The organism is Epilithonimonas lactis (assembly GCF_900110605.1).
GTDB classification, from domain to species: Bacteria; Bacteroidota; Bacteroidia; order Flavobacteriales; family Weeksellaceae; genus Epilithonimonas; species Epilithonimonas lactis.
Window position 1 is genome coordinate 115,247 of record NZ_FOFI01000002.1, and the last position, 25,787, is coordinate 141,033.

Below are 25,787 nucleotides of genomic sequence, written 5' to 3' on the forward strand. Positions count from 1 at the left end.
ATTTCAAAAAACAACATCAACTACCTGTTAATCAGCATCAATACAGTGGTTTATTGTTGTATAATATTTGCTTCCGTTTAAAGAAATCCTCGTAGATTACATAATATGGACAAAAACCTTCAAGAAATGAATTCCAAAATGAAAAATGGATTAGCTGCAATTAGGGCAGCTGGGATGATTTAAGGTTGCATCTTAGGAAAATAAAAAAAACCTCTCAGAAATGGGAGGTTTTATTAATTATCAAAGAATCCGAATTTTTTGATTGAAATAATTATTAAATCTTCTTGGGAGTCAAAATTTTGTTTTATTCTTGACATCTTTTGGTGTTTAAAAACTAAATTATTAGATAATTTTTATTTTAATAAATAATATTGATTCATTTAAACTAAATAGTTATAAATCTTGCTAAAGTAGTTATAAATCTTGCTAACAATAATTAAGCAACTCACTGTAAACCACTTACGCCACCTACAACCTCTTGCTTATAATTGCTTAAATATTGCTTATTGCTTTTTAAATCGATACACTGCGTTTTTATCTCGTTGTTTTTCGGATAGTCTATCTAGCATACCATCATCTATCATTTTATTTAAATAAGTACGTACAGTATTTTCATTTATATTGATATAATCCACTATTTCCCCTAAAGTAGCAGTATGTCTAATAAATAAAAATAACAATATCCTCCGCTGTGTTTCATTGTATTTTTTCCAGTCTTTTTCAATCTTTTCCATTACTGTATCATGAATAGTCTTTGAATGACGGCTAATTCTATTTCTTAATACTAAATAAACATTTCCGTTTTTTTCGCTGTATTCAGGAACTGAAAGCATTGATTTTTCCATAGACTCATAAATTCTAGAAACACCTTCATTCAATTGACGTACATACCCAAGGTCTTCCAGTACTCTGGCTATTCTAGGATTTCTTGCAAAACGTTCCGATTTTATATTCTCAATTGTTACCTGAGCCGGTAAAGGTCCGCTATTGCTTATTTCTAGACGATCATCAAAGTGTTTTATGTATATTGCATTACCCTGAACATTATAGGAGCGGTGACAAAGCGCATTTACAATACCTTCAAGCCAAGCTTCCTCAGGATATTCTGGAACTTTAACAAATCGGCCTGTATCAATATCTAAAAAGTAATAGTCTTTAAAAGAAGCTTTTAAAAACAGTTTAATTTCTTCTAGTAGCCGAGGTATATTATTTTCAAAACGCTCGTCTTTAATTACATTATGACTCGATCCAGTTAGTGCAGTGATTCCTTCGTAACGAATATAACGCATTGATGCAGAAGGAATATATTTTTCAGGGTCGTTGGCAAATAACAGTACTGCAGCATTTTTAAACAGGTGTACATCTTCCTTCTTCTGCGTCAAGTGTCGCTTAGTCAGAAGATCATAAGCATCACCTTTATAATTCAATTTTTGTCTGTATTCCTCTAGTAATTCTTGATCGAAGTCATCAATATCAAAATTTTTTGAGCTTTCCTCTTCAAAACGTCTTATAGATTTATCGTATTCAAGCTTCTTAATTCTGTCTCGATCCAAAAGCCGATTTGTATCTAATACTCTCAAATACACATTATCGCTATCTTTTTGACAAAACACTCTTTCTAAATCTTGTTCTACATGAAATAGAAATATTAATTTATCATCTATTTCTATTTCTTCCAATTGGATATTACAGGGAGGCTTGATAAAGTCAAAGGCTAGCTTACGATAAGAATCAATTTTATCTCCCAAAGTATTCAAATCCTCAATTGCCCCATTATCGGCTACACCAAAAACTAAAATTCCGCCGTCTGCGTTTAACATACCGATTAATTCTTCAGCTATTTTTGCTGGCTTAATATCCTTTTCACCTAAGCCCTTTCTTTCAAAGTATTGATTTTCTCTTTGTGTTTGTAAATATTCTAGAGTAACTATTGTATTTATTTTGGAAATAGGAGTATTCATTTTACACTTGCTTATTTTAGTAATAATCTTGTTTATTAATTTTAAACTATTGAAATTCAATAATTCTACTGTCTTCTCGGCGCCTTGCTTAAATTGAAATAAGCCTTGCTTAAATTTCCTTAAAAATAGTAAAAATCATCAAACTATCACTAAGCTCAAAAATTACAAAGTAATCGCTTAAAAACTAACCAATGGATTTACAAAAATTTTTAGCAGCGCCAACCGACAAAATGAGTAGCCGTGAGATTGCTCAATTGACTGGAAAAGAACATCAGCACGTACTTCGCGATTGTGATAAACTCAATGAAAATTACATCAAATTAGATCTATCCACAATTGGACAGACCTCTTATAAAGATTCTGCTAACCGTGACCAACGTAAATTCCTTCTTACCAAAATGCAGACAATGGACCTAATGACCGGATATAACATCGAGTTACGGGAATCTTCGCAACGCTTTTAAGTATAATTTATCAAGAATGAAACAATCGAGGGATTTGGCAGGATAAAAATTTAGCTATGGAATTTTTAAATGCAACTCGGGATTGCAATATAAAATCAGGAGAGGAAAAAGATACTATTGAGATTGTGTGTAAAAAATGTGATGTTGAGTTGGTAGAAAATTAGATCAAATCCTTTTTACCATTTACAAAACAATTCCATTTATGTACATTTGTAATAAAAATAGAAATTATGAAAGTGAAATTTGGAGAAAATATCGTAGTCAATTACGATGGTATTTTAATAAACGATAATTATCTGATAGAATTTTCCCGCTTATGGGAAACACGTGATTTTGATGGAGTATTATTATGGGATTGGATGCTTCACATTACAGAAAAAGAATGGGTAAACTCAACAAACATTGGTGACTTTAATACTGCATTTTTCTTCGCACAAGATTTATTTATAAAAAATAAGCCACTTCATATAATTGATGCTTCTACTTTACAGACGATTTATATTCAACAACAAAAATTGCATGCAAAAGATGCTTTCTTAGCGAAGCGATCAGAGGCTGAAAGACCAGGTGTAATAAATGTAGTAGACATTTTTGAAGATTATAACGAAAATGATTTTGAATTATTAAAAGTTGAACTTTTTTAAAGCATCAAGATTATCCTCAATCCAATAAGGCAAACTCGCAGAATTCGAAACACGCTCTTTGTATTGACTGTGAAAGGAAATGAAAATCAAATTTCGGATAATAAGTAATCGGTTTTAAGGGAAACCGTAAAGAATATTGGAATAAAATCTATTACTTTGAAATTAAATAATCAAAATGAAAAATGTATTACTATTATTTATTATTAATTCATCATTATTTTTTGCACAGTCATTGCCTAGAATCGAAAATGATACGTTATACACCACATCTGGCTACAAATTGTATCCTAAACTAGAAGTTAGATAGGTGTTGGTACAATGCCGGACGGGGATTTTAAGTACATAAGAACAAATTCGGCATCACTTTTTAATTACACTTCGACTACTGGCTACCAAGGTTTAGCAAACCAGGCCAATTCCCTTCCAAGAAACAATTCTGGATTGAAGTACGTTATTAAAAAAGTAGAAGAAAGAGGTTCTAAAAGAGAGGGTTTAATTACTATGTCGTTCTAAAAAATGTGATTGCATACGAAGTTGATGTTGAAAATGCGATAAGAACAGGAGAACTTGAATTGCCTGAGAAATTAAGAAAAACCATTCCCACAAACGACACTGGTAAAATGCCGACGACTGATAAATATGACAAATTAAAAAAGCTCAAGGAATTATTGGATTCTGGAATTCTCACACAAGAAGAATTTAAGACTGAGAAAGACAAAGTAATTGCAGAAAATTAAATAATGTAGAAAATGAAGCTTTGAAAACAACTTTTATTTTCTGACAACTGAAATTATCCTCTTCAAAGCAATTTTGGTGATTTTAAAAAAAATTCATCTACTACAAAAAATTACAACAAATACTGCTTAATTAATTGATTTTCAAACAATAAACATAGTCCCTCCAACTCCACTTTACATGAAAGGATTTGAATCCTTTTGACAACAAAAACACTCTTTATCAATGATTTAGAGTGTTTTTTATTTTTCATCTACTTCCATTGATTGTCTTTGAATGTCATTTTGGTGGTAACAAATGTGGTAGCATAACATTTTCATTTTTTGTTGAAAATGAAATTAATAGATTAAATTTACCGAAATTAAGTGTTTTGAGTGCAATTAAAAGGAATAACGTTGTCGTAAGTGGAAGTGGCGAAAATGCAATGATGTTTGCGCATGGTTTCGGTTGCGATCAGAACATGTGGCGTTATGTCTATCCATCTTTTCAGGAAGATCATAAGATTGTACTGTTCGATCACGTTGGTGCGGGAAACTCTGATATTTCTGCCTATTCTTTCAAAAAATATGATAAACTCGAGGGCTATGCTGAAGATATTGTAGAAATTGCCAGAGAATTAAACCTTAAAAATGCAATTTTTGTCGGACATTCCGTGAGTGCTGTGATGGGAATCATTGCAGCTGATATGGCGCCTGATATTTTCAAAAGTCTAATTCTCATCAGCCCTTCTCCATCTTATATTAATGATGAGGATTATGTTGGCGGGTTCAGCAAGTCGGAAATTAACGAATTACTTGAGTCTTTGAACAACAACCATCTTGGCTGGTCCATGGCTATGGCTCCAGTTATAATGGGCAATCCAGATAGAGCAGAGCTTGGAAATGAACTTACAAACAGTTTCTGCAAAACGGATCCCGAAATAGCTAAACATTTTGCAAAAACTACTTTTTTGACGGATAAGCGCGATATATTGAAACATACAAAAATCCCTGTTCTCATCCTTCAATGCAGCAGTGATGTGATAGCACCTGTGGAAGTAGGCCATTATATGCACGATCAAATCCCCGACAGTAAATTGGTAGTAATGAAGGCTACCGGACATTGTCCGAATTTAAGTGCTCCCGAAGAAACCATCTCTGCCATTAGCAATTTTTTAAATGATCAATAACCAAGCAAACTCTTTCCCTGAAGATTTTGACGATTTTTTTGAATCGTCCTTAAGTGGTTTTATCATTACAGATGGCGAAGGAAAGATCATAAGAATTAATAGACGTGCGACAAATTGGCTCAATAGTGACCCTGAAAAATTTCTGGGAAAACGTTTTTCTGATGTCCTTTCAATAGGCGGAAAAATCTATTTTGAAACACATCTTTGGCCTCTGCTTCGTATGCAGGGATACTTTGATGAGGTAGCGGTAGAACTTGTAGATTCAGGAAGTGGAAAAATTCCAATTTATATAAATGGCTACGAAAGAAGAGACGACAACAGTAAGCCAACATTTATGTGCTTTACTTTGTTCCGAGCTGCAGACAGGCGATTATATGAGCAGAATCTTCAAATAGCAACACAACTTGCCGAAACAAATTTGAATATCGAAAAACAAAATGCCATAATCCGTGAACAGTTTATTGCAGTATTAGGCCATGATTTACGAAATCCACTTAGCGGTATCATGAGCGCCACCCAATTACTCGAAAGATTGGACTTAGGTGATCGTGAAAAGAAAATGGTCAATATTTTGAAAACCAGCTCCAAAAGGATGCACGAAATGATCGATAATATTATGGATCTTGCGCGCGGACGCTTGGGTGGCGGAATTACCATAACTCCAGTACCTGTAGATTTGGAAGAGCTGCTTGATCAGGTAAGTGGGGAATTAAAAGTGACATGGCCAGAAAAAATAATTGAATCCGATTTTAACATTCATAATCTCGTAGATTGCGACCCAGCAAGGATGTCCCAATTGGTTTCCAATCTGCTTGCAAATGCTATCACGCATGGCGCTCCTGATAAACCTGTCCATTTTAAAGCTGAAGTACGAGGTGACTTCTGGGAAATATCTGTAACCAATCAAGGTCTGCCAATTCCAAAAGATGCTCTGCAAAATCTATTTCATCCTTTTCATAGAGAAGATTCTCACTCCAGCCACAACGGCTTAGGTTTGGGACTATATATCGCTTCCGAAATTGCAAAAGCTCATGATGCAACCCTTACTGCTACATCTGACGAGCAGCAGACTTGTTTCACATTTCAAAAAAAATAACCTGCTGAATCAGCAAGTCATTTCTTGTATTTTTTATTTAAACTGATTATTTCCTCGAAGAACTATTCTTAATAATCATATAAGACAATCCCAATCCAATACCTGCCAACAAGGCCAACTTCGTCTTTCTGCTCGGAACTGGCAAACTGGTTTCGACATAGATTCTGTGGGGTTTTGGAGATGGCCACATAATGTTTCCAGGGGTTGGGTCTGCATTTTTGATTTTCATCATTGTGCGCATTGCTGCAGACGCAGTATTCATAATTGTTTTTGGGAATATCCCGTAGAGATTTTTGATGATAAGCGATTGGATGTCTGGAAACAATCCTTTTCTTGGATTTTTTGCCAATTCAACAATTTTTGCGGCTGTGTCCCTTGGGTCGGCTGCGAAAGGTGGTACTTTGAAATCCAATCCAGAGAATTTTGCAGAGTGTGCATTTCCTGTCGAACGTTGGATTTGAGGAAATAGATTGCAGATATGAACATTAGCAAAATCAGAAATTTCACCTTGTAAACCTTCCATCATCCCACGGATTCCGAATTTTGTGGAGGAATAAACCGCACTGTAAGGCGCCGGCATAAATCCACCAATCGAAACATTGTTAATTAAAATCCCTTCCTCTTGTTTTTTGAAAATCGGTAGAACGCTATACGCGCCGTGCATATAACCGAAAAGATTAGTTTTAATGACCTGCTCGTTGATTTCCATTGGGATTTCTTCGAATTTTCCGCTGGACATCACGCCGGCATTATTCACCCAAATATCAATTCTTCCATTGAATTGCAAAGCCTCTTCTGCTAGTTTTTGTACTTCTTCTGCTACAGAAACATCGGTTTGAACGCCTAATGCGATAGCACCCAAATCTCTACACAGACTTACTGTTTCGTCCAAAGCTTCCTTTCCTCGCGACGCAATTACGACATTACAACCTTCCAATGCAAATGCTTCCGCGGTCGCTCTTCCCACGCCACTGCTTCCGCCTGTGATGACGACTGTTTTTCCTGCTAGACTTTTTTCTATAATATGATTTGATTCCATAGTCTTGATTTTGAAAATTTATTTTAATTAATAAAAATTTATAACTCATTAGCAATCAATTCTAATACCATACGACAAAGCCCAAATATTAAAACCCACAAAAACAAGCTTTTAAAAAAAAGGCACAGAATATGTATAGTGTAAAATCAAATAAACAAAAAAAATAAAAGTTATGAGAAGTCTATTATGGTTAGTAGCAGTGATTTGTATTATAGTCTGGCTACTTGGAATGTTAGGAGTTGTACCAGGAATGGCAACAGGAAATTTGGTACACGTTTTATTGGTAATCGCAATCATTGTGGTGTTATTTAATATCATCTCAGGACGTAAGCCTTTGGATTAAATCTATCCCCACTGCATTTGCAAAACTACTGTAAATGAAAAAATTTAAAACCCACTTCTCTGTGGGTTTTTTTATTGTCTTAATTTTATTGAGTTCTGACTTTTATCATCAGTCACTCAAAAGATAATGCTTTATATTTGTATTAATATTCAGCATTGAAAAGTCTATTTACCTTTTTCATCATCCTCACCATCGCATTGCGCCCGCTAGTGCCATTGATGGATTATGCGGTAAATTATGATTTCATCAATAAAAATCTTTGCGAAAACAAAGCGAAACCAGAATTGCTTTGCAACGGTAAATGTTATTTGAAAAAGGAAATTGCAAAGACCTCAACAGACCAATCTAAAAATGATTCCCGAATCAACATTTGCGCTCTGGCAGACATTTTTATCATTAATGACGCCTTTGTTTTTTCATCTAATGATTTTAATATAAAAGAAAACCTGAAAATCAATTCCGAGTTTTCTAATTCTTATAATTTCTCTCTATTCTCAAAAATTTTCCATCCGCCGTTGGTTTGATTTTAATGATTCAATTCTCCTCTACAAGAGTAATTTTTAAATTTTATTAAGATTAAGATTAAAATCAACATCAAATGAAAACATTCATTTTAACGATACTTCTTTCTGTATCTGCATTTTCCTGCGCTCAGGAAACACCAAAAGTCAAACACGTTTCGAAGATGAAACCTGCGACCGACCTTAAAAATGTGAAAGTCGTCAACGCCGAAGACCCAATCTGCAAAATGAAAACAGCAGATTATCTGAAAGATACCGCAGACTACAAAGGAAAAAAGTACGGTTTTTGCAGTGACCATTGCAAAGCGGAATTCAAAAAGAATCCTGAGAAATATGCCCAAAATGCGAAGTAACAAAAAAGCAAAGCAGAATCCGAAGAGCAAAATTATCATTCCGATTGTCGTTCTGGCTTTGATTTTTGTGACAATTGGCGCCGGAATGAGCTATTTCAAAAAGAGCCTTTTCACCGTGATGAAAGTTCCTGATTTTGAACTAACGAATCAAAACAATCAGAAAATCAGCAACAAAGATATGCTTGGCAAAGTCTATCTGGTAGAGTTTTTCTTCAGCAAATGCCCAACGATTTGTCCCGTGATGAATTCCAATATGAAACACATCGAGGAAACCATCAACGACAAGAATTTCGGAATCATTTCCATCAGCATCGACCCAACGAATGACACGCCGGAAGTATTAAAAAACCACGCCAGAATGCTTGGAACCAAATCGCCGAACTGGCATTTCTTAACAGGAAACCGGGATTACATCGATAACTTGGCAGACCAATTCAATATCTATGTCGGCGATAAGGAAGACCAATCGGAAAGCCTGAACCACAGCGGAATGATTGCCCTCGTTGACCAAGAAGGAAATCTCCGTTCCAGATTTGATGAGAACAACAGCCCGATTTTATACTACTCTGGCTTGAATTATGAAGACCCAGAAGGTAAGACAACTTCGCTCACAGGAAAATACCATCCCGACCGTGAGAAGTTGATAGAAGACATTCGAAAATTATTAAAACAATAAAATGCTGATGGCGGTTGGCTTTTTGCTACTAGCTTTTTGCATTTAAAAATTTAAATATTAATCTAAATCCAATATTATGAAAATCAAGAAATTATTTCTCGCAAGTGCGCTTTCTGTAGCCACTTTTGCGACGGCACAATTTAAACAAACACCTTTGCCTTACGCCTACAATGCTTTGGAAGGTTCGATTGACGCAGAGACAATGGAAATCCACTATTCCAAGCACGCCGCGACCTACGTTTCCAATCTGAACAAGGCCGTCGCCGGAACACCATTGGAAAAAGAAAGCATCACCAAAATCCTTTCCCACATTTCCAAAGAAAGTCCAGCCGTGAGAAACAACGCCGGTGGACACTACAACCACGAATTGTTCTGGACTGTTCTAACACCTGAGAAAAACACGCAACCATCAGCAAAGTTGACGAAAGCCATCAACGAATCTTTCGGAAGTTTGGACGCTTTGAAAGAAAAATTGAGCAAAGCTGGCGCAGACCGTTTCGGTTCTGGTTGGGCTTGGTTGGTCGTGACGGCTGACAAAAAACTGGCAGTCACTTCCAGCGGAAATCAGGACAATCCATTGATGGATATTGCCGAGGTCAAAGGAACGCCAATCTTGGGCATCGATGTTTGGGAACACGCGTATTACCTGAAATATCAGAACAAAAGAGCCGATTATTTGACCGCTTTCTGGAACGTGACCAACTGGAAAGAAGTGAGCAAACGCTACGAAGAAGCCACAAAATAAGCCCTCCTTGAAATTAATTTGCAACATATTCCTCATCCTTTATCTGGTGTGCAAACCCGCATTTCCACTGGCGGAATATGTTGTAAATTATAATCAAATCCAAGTGCTCTGCGTCAACAAAGCGCGACCAGAACTCAATTGCAACGGAAAATGCTACCTCGGTAAAGAACTCGCAAAATCAACCGAATCCGATAATTCACCGCTTTCCAAAGGCAAAAATCAAGTCCAAAAAGTATTGGATTTCTACATTCCGACTGAGATTTTCAAAGCCTCAATCGAACACAATTTTTCCCTCCTAAACCTGACTTTCACATACAAAACAGGTTACACCTTCCTCTTTCTGAGCCACATTTTCAGACCACCAATTTTTTAGTTGAACATATCAATCATTTGGGCGATTCCCTCTCCAAAGCTAAGGCCTTAGCTCGGGTCGGGCTGTCCGCTACTATCTTTTTGTCTTGCCACATGAGTCTATAAAACGACGTTTGGTCAAAAGACAAAAAGGATATCCGCTATCATCCCTATCGCGGGATTCGGTATAAAATCAACGTTTCAACTAAAAAATCAACAATGAAAATTTACAAATTTTTATCACTAATTCTTATTGCCTTTACCTTAATCACAATCTCATCCTGTTCCAACAACGAAGATGACGACATTCCAAACACAGAACCCGGAAATCTCCAACTCAAATTCGAAAACGGATTCAACAATCTTGGAAACATCGTCCTGAATCAAACCACGCAAACTTCATCCAGCGGACAAAAACACCAATTTTCTACTTTGAAATATGTCATCAGCAACATTTCCCTCATCGATGAGAACGGCAACGAGTTCAAATACCATTACAACAATCCTGACAAAGGCGCCTTCATCATCAATCAAGCCGATGCAAAAGGCGGAATCGTTTATGCTAACCTCACAGAAATCCCAAAAGGAAACTACAGGAAAATCAAACTCGGATTGGGAATCAGCCCAACGGCATATTTGATTGGACAAGACGGACAAGGGATTTTCTGGGAAAAAGCCAAGCAGGAAGGAATGGCTTGGTCGTGGTCAGCCGGCTACATTTTCGCAAAGCTCGAAGGCAAATATGGAACAACTTCCGCCTACACAGAATTTATGAACCACACAGGAAATATGGGCGACACAACCATCAACGGAACCGCAGACCTTTACCGAGAAGTTGTTTTGGATTTGCCAACAACCGCGAGAGTCAGCAAAGACATCACGCCATCGATTCATATTCTAGCAGATTTCAATCAATATCTAAGTGGACAAACTGCATTGATATTAAACCAAACCAACCAAATGGCGATGGGAAGCAGTCCGCATCTGGTGAGCGTGAGCAACAACTTAATCCAAATGTTCAAAGTTGACCACGTTCATAATGATTAATCCATTTCAAAAATTCCAGAGAGGCCGATTCCGTTCTCTTTGGATTTTCCTTGTTTTCATTTCAGGAATTCTAACATCTTGTTCCGACGAAATTGAAGGCGAAGTTTTCGAGGAAGACAAAGCTTACAACCTAGAAATTCCAAATTATTTTCCGGCTTTGGCTTTTGACATTGAGAAAAATCCAGTCACAGTCAACGGCGTTGCGTTGGGAAAGAAATTATTTTATGAAGGAAAATTATCCCGAAACAATACGATTTCCTGTGGATTTTGTCACATTCAGGAATATGCTTTCACGCACCACGGACATCCAGTCAGTCACGGCATCGATGACAAATTGGGAATGCGAAATGCGCCCGCAATTCAAAATATGGCCTGGCTGAAAAATTACACTTGGGACGGCGTGAGTCATAATCTGGATGAGCGTTCGTTGGTTCCCATCACGACAGATTTTGAAATGGACAGCTCGATTCCGGAAGTGATTTCGAAGTTAAGTGCAGATGCGAATTATAAAAAAATGTTTAAATCGGCTTTTGGCGACGACCAAATCAATGGCGAAAGAATTCTGAAAGCTTTGTCGCAATTTATGGTCACAATGGTTTCTGCAGATTCAAAATACGACCAGGTCAAAAATGGAAAAGCGAGTTTTACGAATGAAGAATCTCAGGGAAAAACTCTGTTCGAAAATAAATGTTCGAGTTGTCATTCAGGCGAATTATTTACCGATGAAAGTTACCGAAATACAGGAATGTACTACAATTCGCAATACGATGACCGCGGGAGATATCGCGTGACTTTGGATTGGAATGATAATATGAAATTCCGTGTTCCAAGTTTGAGAAATGTAGAATTGACCGCGCCTTATATGCACGACGGCAGATTCTACTCTTTGGAAGCTGTTCTGAATTTCTATTCCGACAATGTGGAAAATCAACCAAACCTCGACCCTATTTTAAAACAAAACAATCACATCGGAATTGCAATGACAAACTTGGAAAAACAGTATATCATCGCTTTCTTGAAAACCTTGACCGACCAGAATTTCATCAACAACAAAAAATTTGCAGAATAATGAAGAAGCTAATTTTAATTTTATTTTCAATCTTTAATATTTTAATTTCAGCAATTGAGAAAGACAGTCTATACATTCCGAAATATGATAATCAGAATCTTTTGAAAACTCAGGAATTCTTTTGTGACGCTTGCGGTTGCGGTGCAGGAAATGGTTCGTCTGGCTTCGAATCTTTGTTGAATCCGCAATTCATTGGCATCAAATATTTTTCGCAACATTACAAAGCGAAGGAAAATCTCTTCACAAATGAGTTGACGCAAGACCAATATTTCAACACGATTCAGATTTGGGGAAAGATTCCGATTACGGAAAAGCTGAGTGTTTATGGAAGTTTGCCATTTCAGTTTCACGAGAAGAAGACTTTGCAAGGCGACATTAGAATCAGCGGAATCGGCGATGCGAGTTTGATGGGAATTTATCAAATCCTTGATTCTAAAAATACGTTTCATCAACTCAATGGCGGATTTGGTGTGAAAATTCCGATTGGAAAATTTGATGAGAGAGGAATTTCGGGTGTAAATCCAAGTTTTCAATTGGGAACGGGAAGTTGGGATTATCAATTGGCTCTTAATTATAAATTTCAGGAAAATCTTTTCGCATTGCTCATCAATACAGATTATACCATTAAAACTGAGAACAAGAAACATTACCAATTTGGGAATCAATGGAATTATGCAATGACAGGATTTCAGCGGATTTGGAGAAATGAGAACAGTATTATTTCAGGAAAGTTGGGATTGCAAGGCGAAGTTTACGATTGGAACAAACAGTTTGGCGAAGTGATGCCGAGAACTGCCGGAAGTGCACTTTATGGAAAAATCGGTTTCGAAGCTTCGTATAAAAAATGGAGCGTCGGCAGTGAAGTAATGTTGCCAGCTTACACCAATTTGGCAAGTGGTGATATTGAGGCTAAATCTAGGTTTGGATTGTTTGTGAACTTTGGAATTTGAAAATTCATTAAAATAAATATTCTCGCAGATTTAGCAAATTTGGCAGATTTAAGATAGCAGATCATCATTAGTAAATTATACTTTTCTGCGTTTGGCTCAGATTGGAAATTAATTTTATATTCACGGTCTTAAAAAAATTCATAAAATGAGTGTTCACATTAGTGCTAAAAAAGGAGAAATCGCAAAAACCGTTTTGATGCCGGGCGATCCATTGAGAGCTAAATATATTGCTGATAATTTCTTGACCGATGCCAAATTGGTAAGTCAAACGAGAAATATTTTCTTCTACACCGGACTTTACAAAGGAAAGGAGATCACCGTTGGTGCCAGCGGAATGGGATTCCCAAGTATCGGAATCTATTCTTTTGAACTGTTCACAGAATATGAAGTTGATACGATTATCAGGATTGGAACTTGCGGCGCTTATTCCACCGATCTGAAATTATTTGATATTCTAAATGTAGAAAATGCGGCAAGTGAAAGTACGTATGCAAAATTTGCCTGGGGAATCGAAGAAGAGTTGATCTCCAACCAAGGCGTTGCCTTTGATAAGATCAATGAAACAGCAAAAGAATTAGGACTTGATGCGAAGGCCACAAACATCCATTCCAGCGACATTTTCTACAGAAAAGATCCAGCTGTTCCGGAAATTGCCGTAAAACACAATTGTCCTGCAGTAGAAATGGAAGCTTTTGCATTGTTTGCGAATGCTAAACATTTGGGTAAAAATGCCGCTACGATTCTGACTGTTTCGGATATCATCCCAACGCATGAGCAAATCTCTGCAGACCAAAGAGAACAAGCACTGAGAACAATGATGGAGTTGTCATTGGAAACCGCTTTGAAGTTTTAAATTGAACTTGATATCATTAAAATAAAAAACGCCTTATGACAATTCATAAGGCGTTTTTGTATGATCAGAGATCTCGAATTACTTCTTGATCACTTTTACAGAGTTGCTTTCTGTTTCAGAATTCACTTTCAGGATATAAGTTCCGTTCACCATTTGGCTCATATCCAAAGAAGCATTCTTCACATTATTGACGTTGAATCTTTGGATCAGCTGTCCAGCCACGTTGTACACTTCGACATTCTTCAGATTGGAATTATTTTTATTCTGAATGGTCACAAAGCCAGAAGTTGGATTTGGAAACACCTGGATGCTATTTTTCTTCTGAGCATCTTCAACAGCAAGCGTAGCACAGTTGTAAATATAGATCTCGTCTAGATACCAACCTTCAATCCCGTTACAGCCATCAGTTCCCAGTTCAAATCGGAATTTGATGTTCGAGCCAGAAGTCACACCGATTTTAGAAAGGTCGATCACACTTTGTCCCCAACTTCCACCTAGAGATCCGCCATCCGTTCCTGTATAGGCACGTTGACCTTTCAGTGGATTATCACTTCCAGAAGCAGCCAGTGCACTATTGTAACCATTTTGTGTAAACGCGGTCATTGGTAGCAAGGTCCAAGCACCACCATCCAGGCTGTACTTGATATTCCCACCATCCCATGTAGATTCCATCGCAATGTAATGGTTGAATGCCATTTCGTAATTACCACTTGTAAAGGCAGGGAAAGTGATTTGTGGACTTTCTAGACGCAGAATACCATTTTGCAGATCCGAAGCACAATCGCCATTGATCGGATCAACTCCAAAAATTGCCTTTCCAGCTCTTTCTTTTGGTAAATTTTCCTTAATGGTCCAGTCTCTAGCTTCCCATGTCGACGGTTTTGTAGGCACATTGGAAACAGTCCAGTTACCTAAGCCATTTTCCCAATCTTCTTTGAACAGCGGATTGGACGTGGCTACGGCACATAGCTCTGGCACAGCTTTTAAAATTGGTGTGTAGTTACATTGTGTAGCCGGAGACAATCTCAGTTGTACTGACAGTATCCCATTTTTCACATTTTGAACATCAGCAAGTGTAAAAGCTTGACCTGTCAATCCTGCAGCAGAAGTGGTCGTAGATAGACCTTCTAGGTTGATTCCGATAAGGTCATTGGCTGCAGCTTCTAAGGCATCAGCAAAGTTGGCGAAATCACTGGTCGGTGTCAGATAATTTTTCTGAGCTCTCCACCAAAGATGGGCTGCTTTTACAAATCCCATTCCTGCCATTGTGTAGCCATTGTAAGTTCCACCATCCACAAGGAGCGCATACAAATGGTTAGTGACGCCAGAATTGGTATGGACACCACCGCTATCTGTTGTGCCACAGAAATAATTTGAGGTATCCAAAACTCTTCCTGGATCACCATTACAGTTTGGGTTCCACATATCGCGGATCGGTGCTCCAAAAGCAGTTGCATCTTCACCCATTTTCCAACGGATTGAGCCAGATGAGCAAGCAGTGGTAGTTCTCACGTTTAGGTTTTCGCCTTCGTCCTCATAATTATTTAGGATGTCGATGGTTTCTCCCCAAACATCTGAGTAAGATTCATTGAGTGCACCTGACTGGTATTGATAGATCAAACCACTGGTATATTCTGTATAAGCATGTCCCCATTCGTGAGCGACCACATCATCGGCAGCAGTTCCGGTACAGTAATTAGCTGTTACGCCGTTCCAGTTGGCATTAGGACAATTGATATTTGGATTGTTGTTGATGGTCACCATCGCTGCGTCGGCACTGTTATAAGAAACATAGCCAAATGCATTTTTAAAGAAGTTATAAACGTGTTCAGAGGTCACTACTTCATTCTGCTGCCATTTGTCAAGCGTTCCAGGAAAAGCATCTCCTTCTTTCCATTTCAAGTTGGTAGCATTGGTATTGGTCTCATATAGTTTTCTCTCAATAGGATGAATACCCGTGAACTGTTCTACCAATTCTCCTGTGTGGGCGTCTATAAAAAGAAATTCTCTCACATCATTTTTATTGGTCACTTCTACTTCATAAGCGAGATAAGAAGTGACTACTCCACCTTGAACCAAATTTTTCGGGAATATCAAAAGATTGTTTTTCCCGATTTCCAGAGGAACATTGTTATTGGTCAAATTTTGTTTTGTAACCAGACCTTTTGCGATACTCGCAGCCTGCTCAGAGGAAATATCCGGCGTTGCATTGACCTTGATATTAGAGATCGCATTACCATTGATGGATGTCAGTTCTTCTTTTCCATTAAAATGAAATTTCAAGATTCCATCATAAACAGGCACACCTTGGTGCTGTTGTCTGTAGATCACGTTCTTCAACCCGTAGTTGTCCACATTTTCTTCTACAAAAACAAGATCATTGACCGATCTTAGATTGAAAGCTTTGAAGTTTTCTGCCAAGAACTCCGCTGTTTTCGCTTTTGCGCCGGCAGACCTTAGCTGAGGTGAAGTCGAATTTCCGAAACGGATAAAGTTGGGATTGGAGGTGCTGTTACTGATTGTAACGCTGGCATTGGTTTCTTTTTTAAGTTTTGTAAGTTCTTTTGATTCCTGGGCAAATGTACATAGATAGCCTAATGCTAGAACCAGAGATAGAGTTTTCTTCATTTTTAAATTTTCTTTAAAAACAAATATAAGCATTATTCCATGCAATTAAATCAATGATATAGCACAAATAATAACAAATTGTTAAAAACTTAAACCTGAAATGTTCATCTGTAATTGTGCCTTGGTATCGATGATAATCGTAATGTACTTTTCCGATAACAGGAATTGCGTTGGTTTCAGATCCAAAACATTTCCTTGCAGTTTGATGCCTTTCACATATTCTTTGTTGAAGTTTTCGACCATACTTTTTCTGGACGCATTCTCGATGTCCAAAAGTGGAATGCCATAATCCTTCTCAATCATTCTTCGGATCTTGCCTTCAAACAAAACAGTTAAAGCTTTCTGAAAGAAATTCTTTGTTTTAAGATTGAAATCCGTGACATCTAGTTTTATCTTATGTTCTTCCGCGCTGTAGAATGGTTTTCCTTTGATGAAAGCCGTTCCATTCACTTCACCAGTGGTTTGCGCTTCTATTACAACGTTTTCTTTCTCTTTATAGACCTTGATATCTGTGATCTTCACTTTTTGATCTTCGCTGCTCATCGCAAATTCTTTATTAAGGAATTGTTGTTTGGCAATCCTTGTGGCTTCATCAAAACTGATATTTGCAGTCGTTTGAAGATTGAAGATGTTTTGAAGATTTGGATTCAATGTAAAATTAGGAATCGTGTTGACATCTCTAGTCGCCAAAGGAACTTGCCCAACATAAGTTTCGGAATAAAGGTCAATTCCGATGGTCATTTTGATCTTATCCTGAAAAACCTGAAGTGGCGACATATAAGTACTTTGAGGCGATATCTTCAGCCAAGTGTTGTACTCCTCCGAAACATTGATGGGTTTTGAAAATTGATTCCAAGCCATCACAAGATAAGGCTGAAGGTTGAACTGCGATTTGATCTGCTGATCGATAATGGTCGTGAATTTATTCTGTTGTTCTTTCAACGTACTTTCAATTAGTGGTGCAATCGGGATCTTAATTTTCCCGTAATCCAAAACCGGTTTTTGTGTCCAAACAAATCCTGCCGTTGTGGTTTTGGTATTCAATCTCCAATCGGATGAGGCCGAAATATTCGTAATGAAGTTCATTATCAAATTGAAATTCGTGTCCTGGTAAACATAATATCCGAAAGTTCCATAGCCTTTTTGTGCCCATATTTTCAACGGAACAGAGATCATCAATCGATTTCCTGTCAAGGCTTTGATGGCGATGTTGCCTTGCTTCTCAACTTTCACTTTGAACTGGTCATTGTTATTGTCCGTGTAGGATTGATCCTCGTACAAAACACCTTTCACAGATTGATTGATCAAACTATTGATCTCCGAAATCGGAAGTGAAACCGGCAACGTGATATTCGATTTGATCTTTGGCAACGTGTAAACCGGCTCTGCTGATTGGGAAAAAGCAATGAAACTGATCAATAAAAAATATAAGGATGTGAACTTTCGAATTGGATTCATAACTGTTTTAATGAAATTTAAAACGCAAAATTAATGGTTTTTATTGATGCTAAAAACAAAAGAGAGCAGGGAAATCCTACTCTCTTTTTGACATTTAATAACTATTCAAATTGAAAAAAACATAATCTTGCAAGTTTGATGAATAGGACATTTGCAAAGGCATCTAAAAACGCACGCACGTTTTGCTAAAAACCTCCTTACCTTTTAATGAAATCGTCCGTATCATTTTTTTAAAAATACGGACGTTTTTATAGGTCGCTCCTCTGGAGCTCCGCTTGTAATAATCAAATTGTTCTACCAACAGATTACCGCTCTGCGGTTTTGCCTTTAAAATTAATTATCTTTTTAAAGCTTCGTCAAAATCATCGCAACACCACCACTTCTCGCCAAGTCAACTGACAAAATTGTTTTGCTGTCCACTTCTTTCTCCTCGATGATGATTGGATAAGGATTCGTTTCGTAATCTGCACCTTTCCCGTCTCGGAAGATTTTCGCTTTGTATTTTTTATTTGGATCCAGGAACTTCAGATCTAGTTTTACAGTTCTTGCATCTTTGTTGGTAATGCTTCCCAGGAACCAATTATCGGTCGCTTTATCTCTTCTGGCAATCGTCACAAACTCTCCAATCTTCGCATCTGGCACAACTGTTTTGCTCCAATCTGTCGGGCAAGAGGTGATGAATTCGAAAGCTGGATTGTTCTCATAATTCTCGATCATATCGGACGCCATTTGAAGCGGACTGTAGATGATAACCGACAATGCCAACTGCTTAGCCAAGGTCGTGTGGACCTTCGTATTTGGCAAGACAGGATTTGTGAAATTGAAAGTTCCCGGCGTGAAGTCGATTGGGCCAGCCAAACCTCTCGTAAAAGGAATGATGGTCGTATGTTCCGGCGGATTGCCACCGTCTTTGGACCAAGCATCCCATTCCTGACCTCTCACGCCTTCCTGCGTCATCAGATTCGGAAGTGTTCTTTGCAAACCAGTAGGCATTACGGGTTCGTGATTATCGATCATTATTTTGTGCTTCGCCGCTTCCTCAATGACTTTTCTGTAATGGCGAACGCCGTATTGGCTGCTGTGTGGTTGTTTGCCATCCAATTTCCCACCAACATAACCTGTTTTCACGACATCAACACCGAATTTCTTGTAATAAGCAAAAGCATCGCTCATCTGGTTTTCGTAATTCACGGTGTTTCCTGCTGTTTCGTGGTGACCAATCAAGGTTACGTTTTTGGACTTCGCGTAATCTGTGATCTTCTTGATGTCAAAATCTGGATATGGTTCTGTAAATTTAAAATCTTTCCAGTCTTCCCAACCTTTGTTCCAGCCTTCTACCAAAACGCCTGAGAACTTATGTTTCGCCGCAAAGTCAATATATCTTAAAACATTCTCGGTATTTGCACCGTGTTTTGGTCCGGCTTTCCAAGTGTACTTTTCCATATGGATCGCCCACCAAATCCCGATGTAGCGTCCAGGTTTGATCCAGGAGACATCTCCAAGTTTGTTTGGTTCGTTCAGATTCAACATCAATCTTGAAATCATCAGGTCACCTGCAGAATTGGCGATGATCATTGTTCGCCAAGGTGTGTTGAAAGGCGCTTTTGCAAACATTTTCTCGCCAGTTGCCCAAGGTGTGAGATAACTTTTTAGTTTGGTTGAATTTCCAACTTTCGCAAGATTCATTGACGCGTAATCGGTTAGATTTGCTTGATGAATGGTGAGGAACAAGCCTGACCTGGTTTCCATCGTCAAAGGCGTTGCAACTGTGTCTATCTTTGAAATTGGATTGGACTTGAACAAGCCTTCGTAAAATTCTGTATTGTAAGGAATCGACCAGGTTTTGTGGTCCTCAGGAAAATTGAATTCCGTCAACTCATCCATTATCACAAATTCATTCAGATTCTTCTGTTTAGGAAACTCGTATCGGAAACCGAAACCGTCGTCATAAACTTTAAAATCGATGATGAATTCTCTGGAAAGCTTTGAATTGTCCTTAACCAAGACCTTCATCTCGTTGTAATGGTTTCGAACCTCGATCTCTTCGCCCCACGGTTGCTTCCAGGTTTCATCAAATTTAGAATGGGTAATATTTTTCACAGAAAGATTGTCCTTAAGCGAACCATCCTTCAAATCAAATCCTAGAAAAGATGGATTTAAAATTGACTTTCCTTCTTTGGAAACTTTGTAATAGATCTTGGATTTGTCCAATCCTACTTCCAAGACGATTTTCCCATCGGGTGATGTGACTTTGTTATTCTTGAGAATTTGTGCAAATGTCATCTGGGAAAACCCCATCAACACGGCAAACAGACAGAAGACCTTGAGCAGATCTTTGCGGTGTAATTTCATTAATACTATTTTTAAGGTTTATATATATATATCTACAAAAATACACTATTGAAATCAACCCATAAAAAAAACCATCTCTAAAAAGAGATGGTTTTGTATTTAAAAACTTAGAATTCTTATTCTTCAGTTTTTTCTTCTGTAGAAGTTTCAGCAGCAGGCGTTTCTTCAACTTTAGCTTCAGTAGCTTCCACAGCAGCAGTTTCCTTTTTAGGAGCTGCAGTAGATCTTCTACTTCTTCTGGTTGTTTTCTTCTCTTCTGCGTTTGGATTGTAGATCTCGTTGAAATCTACCAACTCGATCATTGCCATATCGGCAGCATCACCAAGTCTGAAACCAGTTTTGATGATTCTTGTGTAACCACCGTTTCTTTCAGCGATTTTAGGAGCTACAGTTCTGAACAATTCAGTCACAGCTTCTTTACTTTGTAGGTAAGAGAAAACTGTTCTTCTATTGTGCGTTGTATCTTCTTTAGCTTTTGTAAGGAGTGGTTCCACGTAAACTCTTAAAGCTTTCGCTTTAGCAACAGTAGTGTTGATTCTTTTATGTTCAATTAGTGAACAAGCCATATTAGCAAGCATTGCTTTTCTATGCGGGGCTGTTCTCCCTAAGTGATTTATTTTCTTTCCGTGTCTCATTGTAAGGATTATTTATCAGCGTCTAACTTATATTTTGCAACATCAAACCCGAAATTAAGTCCTTTTGAGTGAACCAATTCTTCAAGTTCTGTTAAAGATTTTTTACCAAAATTTCTGAATTTCATCAAATCAGATTTACTGAAAGATACCAACTCTCCAAGCGTTTCTACTTCAGCTGCTTTCAGACAGTTTAGGGCTCTTACAGAAAGATCCATATCTGCTAATTTTGACTTAAGAAGTTGTCTTGTGTGAAGGGTCTCTTCATCATATTGGATAGAAGCTTTTACAGCCTCAGTCTCTAATGTGATTCTCTCATCGGAGAACAACATAAAGTGATAGATCAAGATCTTAGAAGCTTCTGTTAAAGCGTTCTGAGGTGTGATAGATCCATCAGTTTCAATATCCAATACTAATTTTTCGTAATCTGTTTTTTGCTCTACACGGTAATTTTCGATACTATATTGTACTTTCTTGATAGGTGTAAAGATAGAGTCGATAGCAATAGTGCCAACAGGCGCATTGTTTGATTTGTTCTGATCAGACGGAACATATCCTCTTCCTTTTTCTACGTTGAAAGTAATTTCAAACGTTACATCTTTAGCCAAAGTTGCGATAACCAAATCTGGGTTAAGGATCTCAAAATTAACAATCGAGTCTCCTAGATCTCCAGCAGTTACGACTTCCTTCCCAGTGATCTTTGCAGTGATCTGCTCGCTTCCTGGATTTTCAGTTTTTGCTTTAAGACGAAGTTGTTTAAGATTAAGAATGATTTCAGTAACATCTTCGATCACTCCTGGTATAGTTGAAAATTCGTGCTCTACGCCTTCTATTTTGATAGATGAAATAGCATATCCTTCCAGAGAAGATAGTAAAACTCTTCTCAATGCATTACCGATTGTAAGCCCGAAACCTTGTTCAAGAGGTCTGAATTCAAATTGACCTTTAAAATCAGTCGAGTTTAAAAGGATTACTTTATCGGGTTTTATAAATGTTAAAATTGCCATAGTCTGGTTGAGCAAAAATTTGAAAAAATTATTATTTAGAGTATAATTCGACGATTAACTGTTCTTTGATGTCCTCAGGAATCTGAATTCTCTCAGGAGCAGTTGTAAAAGTACCAGTTTTTTTCTCGTCATTGAATTGTAACCACTCATAATTTGCTTTGTAAGCTAGAGCGTCAGCAATTACTTCAAGAGATTTTGATTTCTCTCTGATCGCAATCACGTCACCAGCTTTTAGCAAATAAGAAGGAATGTTTACCAGCTCTCCGTTCACAGTGATGTGTCTGTGAGAAACTAGTTGTCTAGCTCCAGCTCTGGTTTTAGCAAAACCTAATCTGAAAACGACGTTATCCAATCTTGATTCGCAAAGTTGCAATAGGACTTCACCTGTTACCCCTTTACTTCTATGAGCTTTGTCGAAAAGGTTAGCAAATTGTTTCTCAAGGATACCGTACGTGTACTTAGCTTTTTGCTTTTCCATCAACTGTACTGCATACTCAGATTTCTTTGATCCTCTTCTTTTGTTTGCACCGTGTTGTCCAGGTGGTTGATTTTTTCTTTTCTCGAAGTTTTTGTCATCTCCGAAAATTGCTTGACCAAATTTTCTAGCAATTTTTGTTTTAGGGCCAATATATCTTGCCATTGTTTTAGATTTGAGGTTAAAAGATTATACTCTTCTTCTTTTAGGTGGACGACATCCGTTGTGTGGCATAGGCGTCACGTCAACGATCTCGCTTACTTCAATCCCTGAGTTGTGTAGTGTTCTGATTGCAGACTCTCTACCAGCACCTGGACCTTTTACAAACACCTTAACTCTTCTAAGACCAGCTTCGAAAGCTACCTGAGAACAGTTTTCTGCAGCCATTTGAGCTGCGAATGGAGTATTCTTTTTAGAACCTCTGAAACCCATTTTACCGGCAGAAGCCCAAGAGATAACTTCTCCTGCTTTATTTGTTAAAGAAATGATGATGTTATTGAAAGAAGCTTGAATATGCGCTTCACCAATAGCCTCAACTTTTACTTTTCTTTTCTTAACTACTTTTGTTTGTTTTGCCATAATTCCTAACGATTATTTACTTGCTTTTTTCTTGTTAGCAACTGTTTTTCTCTTTCCTTTACGGGTTCTAGAGTTGTTTTTCGTTCTCTGGCCTCTTAAAGGTAGTCCTAGTCTGTGACGTATTCCTCGTTGGCATCCAATGTCCATCAATCGCTTGATGTTCAATTGCACTTCAGAACGTAATTCTCCTTCAACTTTGATGTTGTCCAAGATATACCCTCTGATTGCTGCCAATTCATCGTCATTCCATTCGTTGACTTTCTTGTCTTCGCTGATTCCAGCGCTTTTCAAAATTTCTGAAGCTGTTCTTCTTCCAACACCGTAGATGTAAGTAAGACCGATAACGCCTCTTTTGTTCTTTGGTAAATCAATACCTGAAATTCTCGCCATAATTTAATTGGTTCTTAACCTTGTCTTTGTTTAAATTTAGGGTTCTTTTTGTTGATCACGAAAAGCACGCCTTTTCTACGTACAATCTTGCAATCAGCACTTCTTTTTTTGATAGATGCTCTAACCTTCATTTTGTTATTTTTAATATCTAAAAGTTATTCTCCCTTTAGTTAAGTCATAAGGAGAGAGTTCGAGTCTTACCTTGTCTCCAGGTAAGAGTTTAATATAATGCATTCTCATTTTACCAGAAATATGGGCAATCAATACGTGCCCATTTTCTAGCTCTACACGGAACTGCGCGTTCGAAAGTGCTTCCGTGATCACGCCGTCTTGTTCTATATGTTTCTGTTTAGCCATTTATTCTATTAAAGGTTTGATGATCTTGATAATTTAGATTGCATCAACCCATCATAATGATGGTTCAGCAGATAGGTGTTAATTTGTTGAACGGTATCCAAGATAACGCCCACCATGATTAACAACGATGTTCCCCCAAAAAATAGGGCAAATCTATCTGTCTGAACAAACGCTCCGTGCACTACTGCCGGAAGGACTGCAAAGATAGATAAAAAAATTGCACCTGGCAAGGTTATCTTGGATAAAATATCATCCAGGTAATCTGCCGTTTCTTTTCCGGGTCTTACTTTCGGGATCAACCCACCATTACGCTTTAGATCATCAGCCATCTGATTTACAGGAATGGTAATTGCCGTATAGAAAAATGAGAAAATTATAATTAGTAATGCAAACAATACATTGTACTGCCAGCTAAAAACATTTTTGAAACCTGCCAAAAATGTATTGGATTCGTCAACTTTTGTAAGCAATCCCGGAACAAACATCAATGCTTGTGCAAAGATGATCGGCATTACACCTGCGGCATTCACCTTCAATGGGATCCATTGTCTGGCGCCATCCATCAAGTTTCTGCTTACGCCACCTCTTGCCTGAGCTCTACTTACATACTGGATCGGAATTTTTCTTACCGCAACTGATAATACAATTGCTAAAAGAACTACCAATAACCAGAAAATAATCTCCACCAAGATCATGATGCTTCCCAATCCACCTTTACCATTCTGTGTCAAAACTTCCTGATAAAATGCTGTTGGAAGGTCCGCAAGGATACCCACCATAATCAAAATAGAAATACCATTACCAATCCCTTTGTCCGTAATCTTCTCTCCTAGCCACATTGCAAATACAGAACCTGCTACCAGGATAATGATACTTGGCAACCAGAACATCACCGAGTTTGGATCGATGTAGTATGCGGATGCAAATTGTGAATAAGGCAAGAAAAATTGCGTTACCGATGTCAAATAAGAAGGCGCCTGTACAAGACAAACCGCGATTGTAAGCCATCTGGTGATCTGGTTCAAAGTGTTTCTTCCACTTTCTCCATCTTTTTGTAACTTCTGAAGGTAAGGGATCGCCATACCCATCAACTGTACAATGATCGATGCAGAAATGTACGGCATAATTCCTAATGCCATAACGGAAGCACGGCTAAATGCTCCACCTGTGAAAGAAGACAATAAACCCAAAAGGCCGGCACCTTGTTGGTTCCCGCCTTGGTTTTTGTAATGTTGAAGTAAGTTTCCTACTTCTGCAGTGTTGATTGCAGGAAGAGAAACATACGATGCGAATCTATACACAAGGACCAACAAAAGCGTCAAGACGATTTTATCTCTAAGCTCTTTTAGGCTCCAAATGTTTTTAAGTGTTTGTATAAATTCTTTCATTAGTCAATAATTAAAGAGTCGTGATTGCTTTACCTCCAGCTTTGTTGATTGCTTCCTCAGCCGATTTAGTAAACTTATCAGCAGTGATAGAAATACCAGATTTCAAGTCACCTCTTCCTAAGATCTTTACTAATTCGTTTTTAGATGCAAGACCGTTTTCTACCAATACGTCTCTAGTGATCTCACCAGTGATGTTTTTAGTATCGATCAAAGTTTGGATCGTATCAAGATTGATCGCTCTGAACTCTTTTCTATTAACATTTTTGAAACCGAATTTTGGTAATCTTCTTTGCAAAGGCATCTGTCCACCTTCGAAACCGATTTTCTGAGAATAACCAGCTCTAGCTTTTTGACCTTTATGCCCTTTTGTTGAAGTACCTCCGTATCCACTTCCCTGACCTCTACCAATTCTTTTTGTGCTGAATGTAGAACCAGTTGATGGTTTTAAATTATTTAAATTCATTGTTGTATTGTAATTGAGATTATAGATTAAAAGATAAGAGATA

29 protein-coding genes are annotated in these 25,787 nt (G+C 37.8%); 15 read left to right on the top strand and 14 right to left on the bottom strand.

Annotated elements, in window-relative coordinates; genetic code table 11:
• Positions 1-503 precede the first annotated feature (503 nt).
• Positions 504-1,961 (bottom strand): ATP-binding protein, encoded by a 1,458-nt coding sequence (locus tag BMW39_RS05700; protein ID WP_034973020.1) that lies wholly within the window; start codon positions 1,959-1,961, stop codon positions 504-506.
• A 191-nt stretch (positions 1,962-2,152) separates the two neighbouring features.
• Between BMW39_RS05700 and BMW39_RS05705 the strand changes: the two genes are divergently transcribed.
• From BMW39_RS05705 to BMW39_RS05730, 5 genes are all read left to right on the top strand, one after another.
• Complete coding sequence (locus BMW39_RS05705) at positions 2,153-2,425, top strand: Rha family transcriptional regulator (protein WP_051879793.1); 273 nt, start codon at positions 2,153-2,155, stop codon at positions 2,423-2,425.
• A gap of 230 nt (positions 2,426-2,655) precedes the next feature.
• Complete coding sequence (locus BMW39_RS05710; RefSeq protein WP_034973022.1) at positions 2,656-3,069, top strand: hypothetical protein; 414 nt, start codon at positions 2,656-2,658, stop codon at positions 3,067-3,069.
• 518 nt (positions 3,070-3,587) lie between these two features.
• Positions 3,588-3,806 carry an SHOCT domain-containing protein gene (locus tag BMW39_RS19405; RefSeq protein WP_034973026.1) on the top strand — a complete coding sequence of 73 codons (219 nt, stop codon included), beginning with the start codon at positions 3,588-3,590 and terminating at the stop codon, positions 3,804-3,806.
• 233 nt (positions 3,807-4,039) lie between these two features.
• A complete protein-coding gene (locus BMW39_RS05725; protein WP_245750452.1) occupies positions 4,040-4,972 on the top strand; it encodes an alpha/beta fold hydrolase in 933 nt (310 codons plus the stop codon).
• Positions 4,962-6,068: a PAS domain-containing sensor histidine kinase gene (locus BMW39_RS05730; protein WP_034973028.1), complete on the top strand. Its 1,107-nt coding sequence runs from the start codon at positions 4,962-4,964 to the stop codon at positions 6,066-6,068. Before BMW39_RS05725 ends, BMW39_RS05730 begins: the two co-directional genes overlap by 11 nt.
• Before the next feature lie 46 nt (positions 6,069-6,114).
• On the opposite strand, the gene BMW39_RS05735 is transcribed toward BMW39_RS05730, so the two are convergent.
• On the bottom strand, positions 6,115-7,107 hold the full coding sequence (locus tag BMW39_RS05735; RefSeq protein WP_034973030.1) for an SDR family NAD(P)-dependent oxidoreductase: 993 nt from the start codon (positions 7,105-7,107) through the stop codon (positions 6,115-6,117).
• A 172-nt stretch (positions 7,108-7,279) separates the two neighbouring features.
• Between BMW39_RS05735 and BMW39_RS19150 the strand changes: the two genes are divergently transcribed.
• From BMW39_RS19150 to deoD, 10 genes are all read left to right on the top strand, one after another.
• On the top strand, positions 7,280-7,450 hold the full coding sequence (locus BMW39_RS19150) for a lmo0937 family membrane protein (protein WP_034962807.1): 171 nt from the start codon (positions 7,280-7,282) through the stop codon (positions 7,448-7,450).
• Between the two features lie 155 nt (positions 7,451-7,605).
• Positions 7,606-7,974, top strand: coding sequence for a hypothetical protein (locus BMW39_RS05740; RefSeq protein ID WP_034973032.1), 369 nt, complete (start codon positions 7,606-7,608; stop codon positions 7,972-7,974).
• A gap of 74 nt (positions 7,975-8,048) precedes the next feature.
• Positions 8,049-8,324, top strand: coding sequence for a YHS domain-containing protein (locus tag BMW39_RS05745; protein WP_034973033.1), 276 nt, complete (start codon positions 8,049-8,051; stop codon positions 8,322-8,324).
• On the top strand, positions 8,314-9,000 hold the full coding sequence (locus BMW39_RS05750; RefSeq protein WP_375600486.1) for an SCO family protein: 687 nt from the start codon (positions 8,314-8,316) through the stop codon (positions 8,998-9,000). The genes BMW39_RS05745 and BMW39_RS05750 overlap by 11 nt, the downstream gene beginning before the upstream one ends.
• A gap of 76 nt (positions 9,001-9,076) precedes the next feature.
• Complete coding sequence (locus tag BMW39_RS05755) at positions 9,077-9,745, top strand: superoxide dismutase (RefSeq protein WP_034973036.1); 669 nt, start codon at positions 9,077-9,079, stop codon at positions 9,743-9,745.
• Positions 9,746-9,752: 7 nt separating this feature from the next.
• The gene (locus BMW39_RS05760) at positions 9,753-10,118 is read left to right on the top strand and encodes a hypothetical protein (protein WP_034973037.1); all 366 of its coding nucleotides are present in this window, start codon (positions 9,753-9,755) and stop codon (positions 10,116-10,118) included.
• Positions 10,119-10,315: 197 nt separating this feature from the next.
• Positions 10,316-11,143 carry an MbnP family protein gene (locus BMW39_RS05765; protein ID WP_051879795.1) on the top strand — a complete coding sequence of 276 codons (828 nt, stop codon included), beginning with the start codon at positions 10,316-10,318 and terminating at the stop codon, positions 11,141-11,143.
• Entirely contained in the window at positions 11,136-12,212 is a 1,077-nt protein-coding gene (locus tag BMW39_RS05770; protein ID WP_034973038.1) for a cytochrome-c peroxidase, read from the top strand. The genes BMW39_RS05765 and BMW39_RS05770 overlap by 8 nt, the downstream gene beginning before the upstream one ends.
• Complete coding sequence (locus tag BMW39_RS05775; protein ID WP_034973039.1) at positions 12,212-13,162, top strand: transporter; 951 nt, start codon at positions 12,212-12,214, stop codon at positions 13,160-13,162. The genes BMW39_RS05770 and BMW39_RS05775 overlap by 1 nt, the downstream gene beginning before the upstream one ends.
• Positions 13,163-13,307: 145 nt before the next feature.
• Complete coding sequence (gene deoD / locus BMW39_RS05780; RefSeq protein WP_034973040.1) at positions 13,308-14,015, top strand: purine-nucleoside phosphorylase; 708 nt, start codon at positions 13,308-13,310, stop codon at positions 14,013-14,015.
• Positions 14,016-14,093: 78 nt separating this feature from the next.
• On the opposite strand, the gene BMW39_RS05785 is transcribed toward deoD, so the two are convergent.
• The 12 genes from BMW39_RS05785 to rplO all read right to left on the bottom strand — a co-directional run bounded on the left by BMW39_RS05785 (position 14,094) and on the right by rplO (position 25,744).
• Positions 14,094-16,643 carry a M4 family metallopeptidase gene (locus BMW39_RS05785; RefSeq protein ID WP_034974176.1) on the bottom strand — a complete coding sequence of 850 codons (2,550 nt, stop codon included), beginning with the start codon at positions 16,641-16,643 and terminating at the stop codon, positions 14,094-14,096.
• An 81-nt stretch (positions 16,644-16,724) separates the two neighbouring features.
• Positions 16,725-18,101 carry a DUF4403 family protein gene (locus tag BMW39_RS05790; RefSeq protein ID WP_245750454.1) on the bottom strand — a complete coding sequence of 459 codons (1,377 nt, stop codon included), beginning with the start codon at positions 18,099-18,101 and terminating at the stop codon, positions 16,725-16,727.
• Positions 18,102-18,446: 345 nt separating this feature from the next.
• A complete protein-coding gene (locus tag BMW39_RS05795) occupies positions 18,447-20,453 on the bottom strand; it encodes a glycoside hydrolase family 97 protein (RefSeq protein WP_034973041.1) in 2,007 nt (668 codons plus the stop codon).
• Between the two features lie 116 nt (positions 20,454-20,569).
• Complete coding sequence (gene rplQ / locus BMW39_RS05800) at positions 20,570-21,088, bottom strand: 50S ribosomal protein L17 (protein ID WP_034973042.1); 519 nt, start codon at positions 21,086-21,088, stop codon at positions 20,570-20,572.
• Between the two features lie 8 nt (positions 21,089-21,096).
• Positions 21,097-22,092: a DNA-directed RNA polymerase subunit alpha gene (locus BMW39_RS05805; RefSeq protein ID WP_034973044.1), complete on the bottom strand. Its 996-nt coding sequence runs from the start codon at positions 22,090-22,092 to the stop codon at positions 21,097-21,099.
• Positions 22,093-22,123: 31 nt separating this feature from the next.
• Positions 22,124-22,732, bottom strand: coding sequence for a 30S ribosomal protein S4 (rpsD, locus tag BMW39_RS05810; RefSeq protein WP_034962833.1), 609 nt, complete (start codon positions 22,730-22,732; stop codon positions 22,124-22,126).
• A 24-nt stretch (positions 22,733-22,756) separates the two neighbouring features.
• Entirely contained in the window at positions 22,757-23,146 is a 390-nt protein-coding gene (gene rpsK, locus BMW39_RS05815) for a 30S ribosomal protein S11 (RefSeq protein WP_027383298.1), read from the bottom strand.
• A 12-nt stretch (positions 23,147-23,158) separates the two neighbouring features.
• Positions 23,159-23,536, bottom strand: a complete 378-nt coding sequence (gene rpsM / locus BMW39_RS05820) for a 30S ribosomal protein S13 (RefSeq protein ID WP_028122185.1) — start codon at positions 23,534-23,536, stop codon at positions 23,159-23,161.
• Positions 23,537-23,550: 14 nt separating this feature from the next.
• Positions 23,551-23,667 (bottom strand): 50S ribosomal protein L36, encoded by a 117-nt coding sequence (gene rpmJ / locus BMW39_RS05825; protein WP_007839480.1) that lies wholly within the window; start codon positions 23,665-23,667, stop codon positions 23,551-23,553.
• A gap of 10 nt (positions 23,668-23,677) precedes the next feature.
• Positions 23,678-23,893, bottom strand: coding sequence for a translation initiation factor IF-1 (gene infA / locus BMW39_RS05830; RefSeq protein WP_027383300.1), 216 nt, complete (start codon positions 23,891-23,893; stop codon positions 23,678-23,680).
• An 8-nt stretch (positions 23,894-23,901) separates the two neighbouring features.
• On the bottom strand, positions 23,902-25,281 hold the full coding sequence (gene secY, locus BMW39_RS05835; protein ID WP_034973045.1) for a preprotein translocase subunit SecY: 1,380 nt from the start codon (positions 25,279-25,281) through the stop codon (positions 23,902-23,904).
• Between the two features lie 10 nt (positions 25,282-25,291).
• On the bottom strand, positions 25,292-25,744 hold the full coding sequence (gene rplO, locus BMW39_RS05840) for a 50S ribosomal protein L15 (protein ID WP_028122183.1): 453 nt from the start codon (positions 25,742-25,744) through the stop codon (positions 25,292-25,294).
• Positions 25,745-25,787: the final 43 nt, after the last annotated feature.

Coding starts and splice junctions, on each gene's coding strand:
- BMW39_RS05790 (WP_245750454.1), bottom strand. CDS start 18,101: ATGAATCCAATTCGAAAGTTCACATCCTTATATTTTTTATTGATCAGT.
- BMW39_RS19150 (WP_034962807.1), top strand. CDS start 7,280: ATGAGAAGTCTATTATGGTTAGTAGCAGTGATTTGTATTATAGTCTGG.
- rplQ (WP_034973042.1), bottom strand. CDS start 21,088: ATGAGACACGGAAAGAAAATAAATCACTTAGGGAGAACAGCCCCGCAT.
- BMW39_RS05700 (WP_034973020.1), bottom strand. CDS start 1,961: ATGAATACTCCTATTTCCAAAATAAATACAATAGTTACTCTAGAATAT.
- rpsD (WP_034962833.1), bottom strand. CDS start 22,732: ATGGCAAGATATATTGGCCCTAAAACAAAAATTGCTAGAAAATTTGGT.
- rplO (WP_028122183.1), bottom strand. CDS start 25,744: ATGAATTTAAATAATTTAAAACCATCAACTGGTTCTACATTCAGCACA.
- BMW39_RS05805 (WP_034973044.1), bottom strand. CDS start 22,092: ATGGCAATTTTAACATTTATAAAACCCGATAAAGTAATCCTTTTAAAC.
- rpmJ (WP_007839480.1), bottom strand. CDS start 23,667: ATGAAGGTTAGAGCATCTATCAAAAAAAGAAGTGCTGATTGCAAGATT.
- deoD (WP_034973040.1), top strand. CDS start 13,308: ATGAGTGTTCACATTAGTGCTAAAAAAGGAGAAATCGCAAAAACCGTT.
- BMW39_RS05705 (WP_051879793.1), top strand. CDS start 2,153: ATGGATTTACAAAAATTTTTAGCAGCGCCAACCGACAAAATGAGTAGC.
- BMW39_RS05770 (WP_034973038.1), top strand. CDS start 11,136: ATGATTAATCCATTTCAAAAATTCCAGAGAGGCCGATTCCGTTCTCTT.
- BMW39_RS05775 (WP_034973039.1), top strand. CDS start 12,212: ATGAAGAAGCTAATTTTAATTTTATTTTCAATCTTTAATATTTTAATT.
- BMW39_RS05795 (WP_034973041.1), bottom strand. CDS start 20,453: ATGAAATTACACCGCAAAGATCTGCTCAAGGTCTTCTGTCTGTTTGCC.
- rpsM (WP_028122185.1), bottom strand. CDS start 23,536: ATGGCGAGAATTTCAGGTATTGATTTACCAAAGAACAAAAGAGGCGTT.
- BMW39_RS05745 (WP_034973033.1), top strand. CDS start 8,049: ATGAAAACATTCATTTTAACGATACTTCTTTCTGTATCTGCATTTTCC.
- BMW39_RS05755 (WP_034973036.1), top strand. CDS start 9,077: ATGAAAATCAAGAAATTATTTCTCGCAAGTGCGCTTTCTGTAGCCACT.
- BMW39_RS05750 (WP_375600486.1), top strand. CDS start 8,314: ATGCGAAGTAACAAAAAAGCAAAGCAGAATCCGAAGAGCAAAATTATC.
- BMW39_RS05710 (WP_034973022.1), top strand. CDS start 2,656: ATGAAAGTGAAATTTGGAGAAAATATCGTAGTCAATTACGATGGTATT.
- BMW39_RS05785 (WP_034974176.1), bottom strand. CDS start 16,643: ATGAAGAAAACTCTATCTCTGGTTCTAGCATTAGGCTATCTATGTACA.
- BMW39_RS05765 (WP_051879795.1), top strand. CDS start 10,316: ATGAAAATTTACAAATTTTTATCACTAATTCTTATTGCCTTTACCTTA.
- BMW39_RS05735 (WP_034973030.1), bottom strand. CDS start 7,107: ATGGAATCAAATCATATTATAGAAAAAAGTCTAGCAGGAAAAACAGTC.
- BMW39_RS05730 (WP_034973028.1), top strand. CDS start 4,962: ATGATCAATAACCAAGCAAACTCTTTCCCTGAAGATTTTGACGATTTT.
- rpsK (WP_027383298.1), bottom strand. CDS start 23,146: ATGGCAAAACAAACAAAAGTAGTTAAGAAAAGAAAAGTAAAAGTTGAG.
- secY (WP_034973045.1), bottom strand. CDS start 25,281: ATGAAAGAATTTATACAAACACTTAAAAACATTTGGAGCCTAAAAGAG.
- infA (WP_027383300.1), bottom strand. CDS start 23,893: ATGGCTAAACAGAAACATATAGAACAAGACGGCGTGATCACGGAAGCA.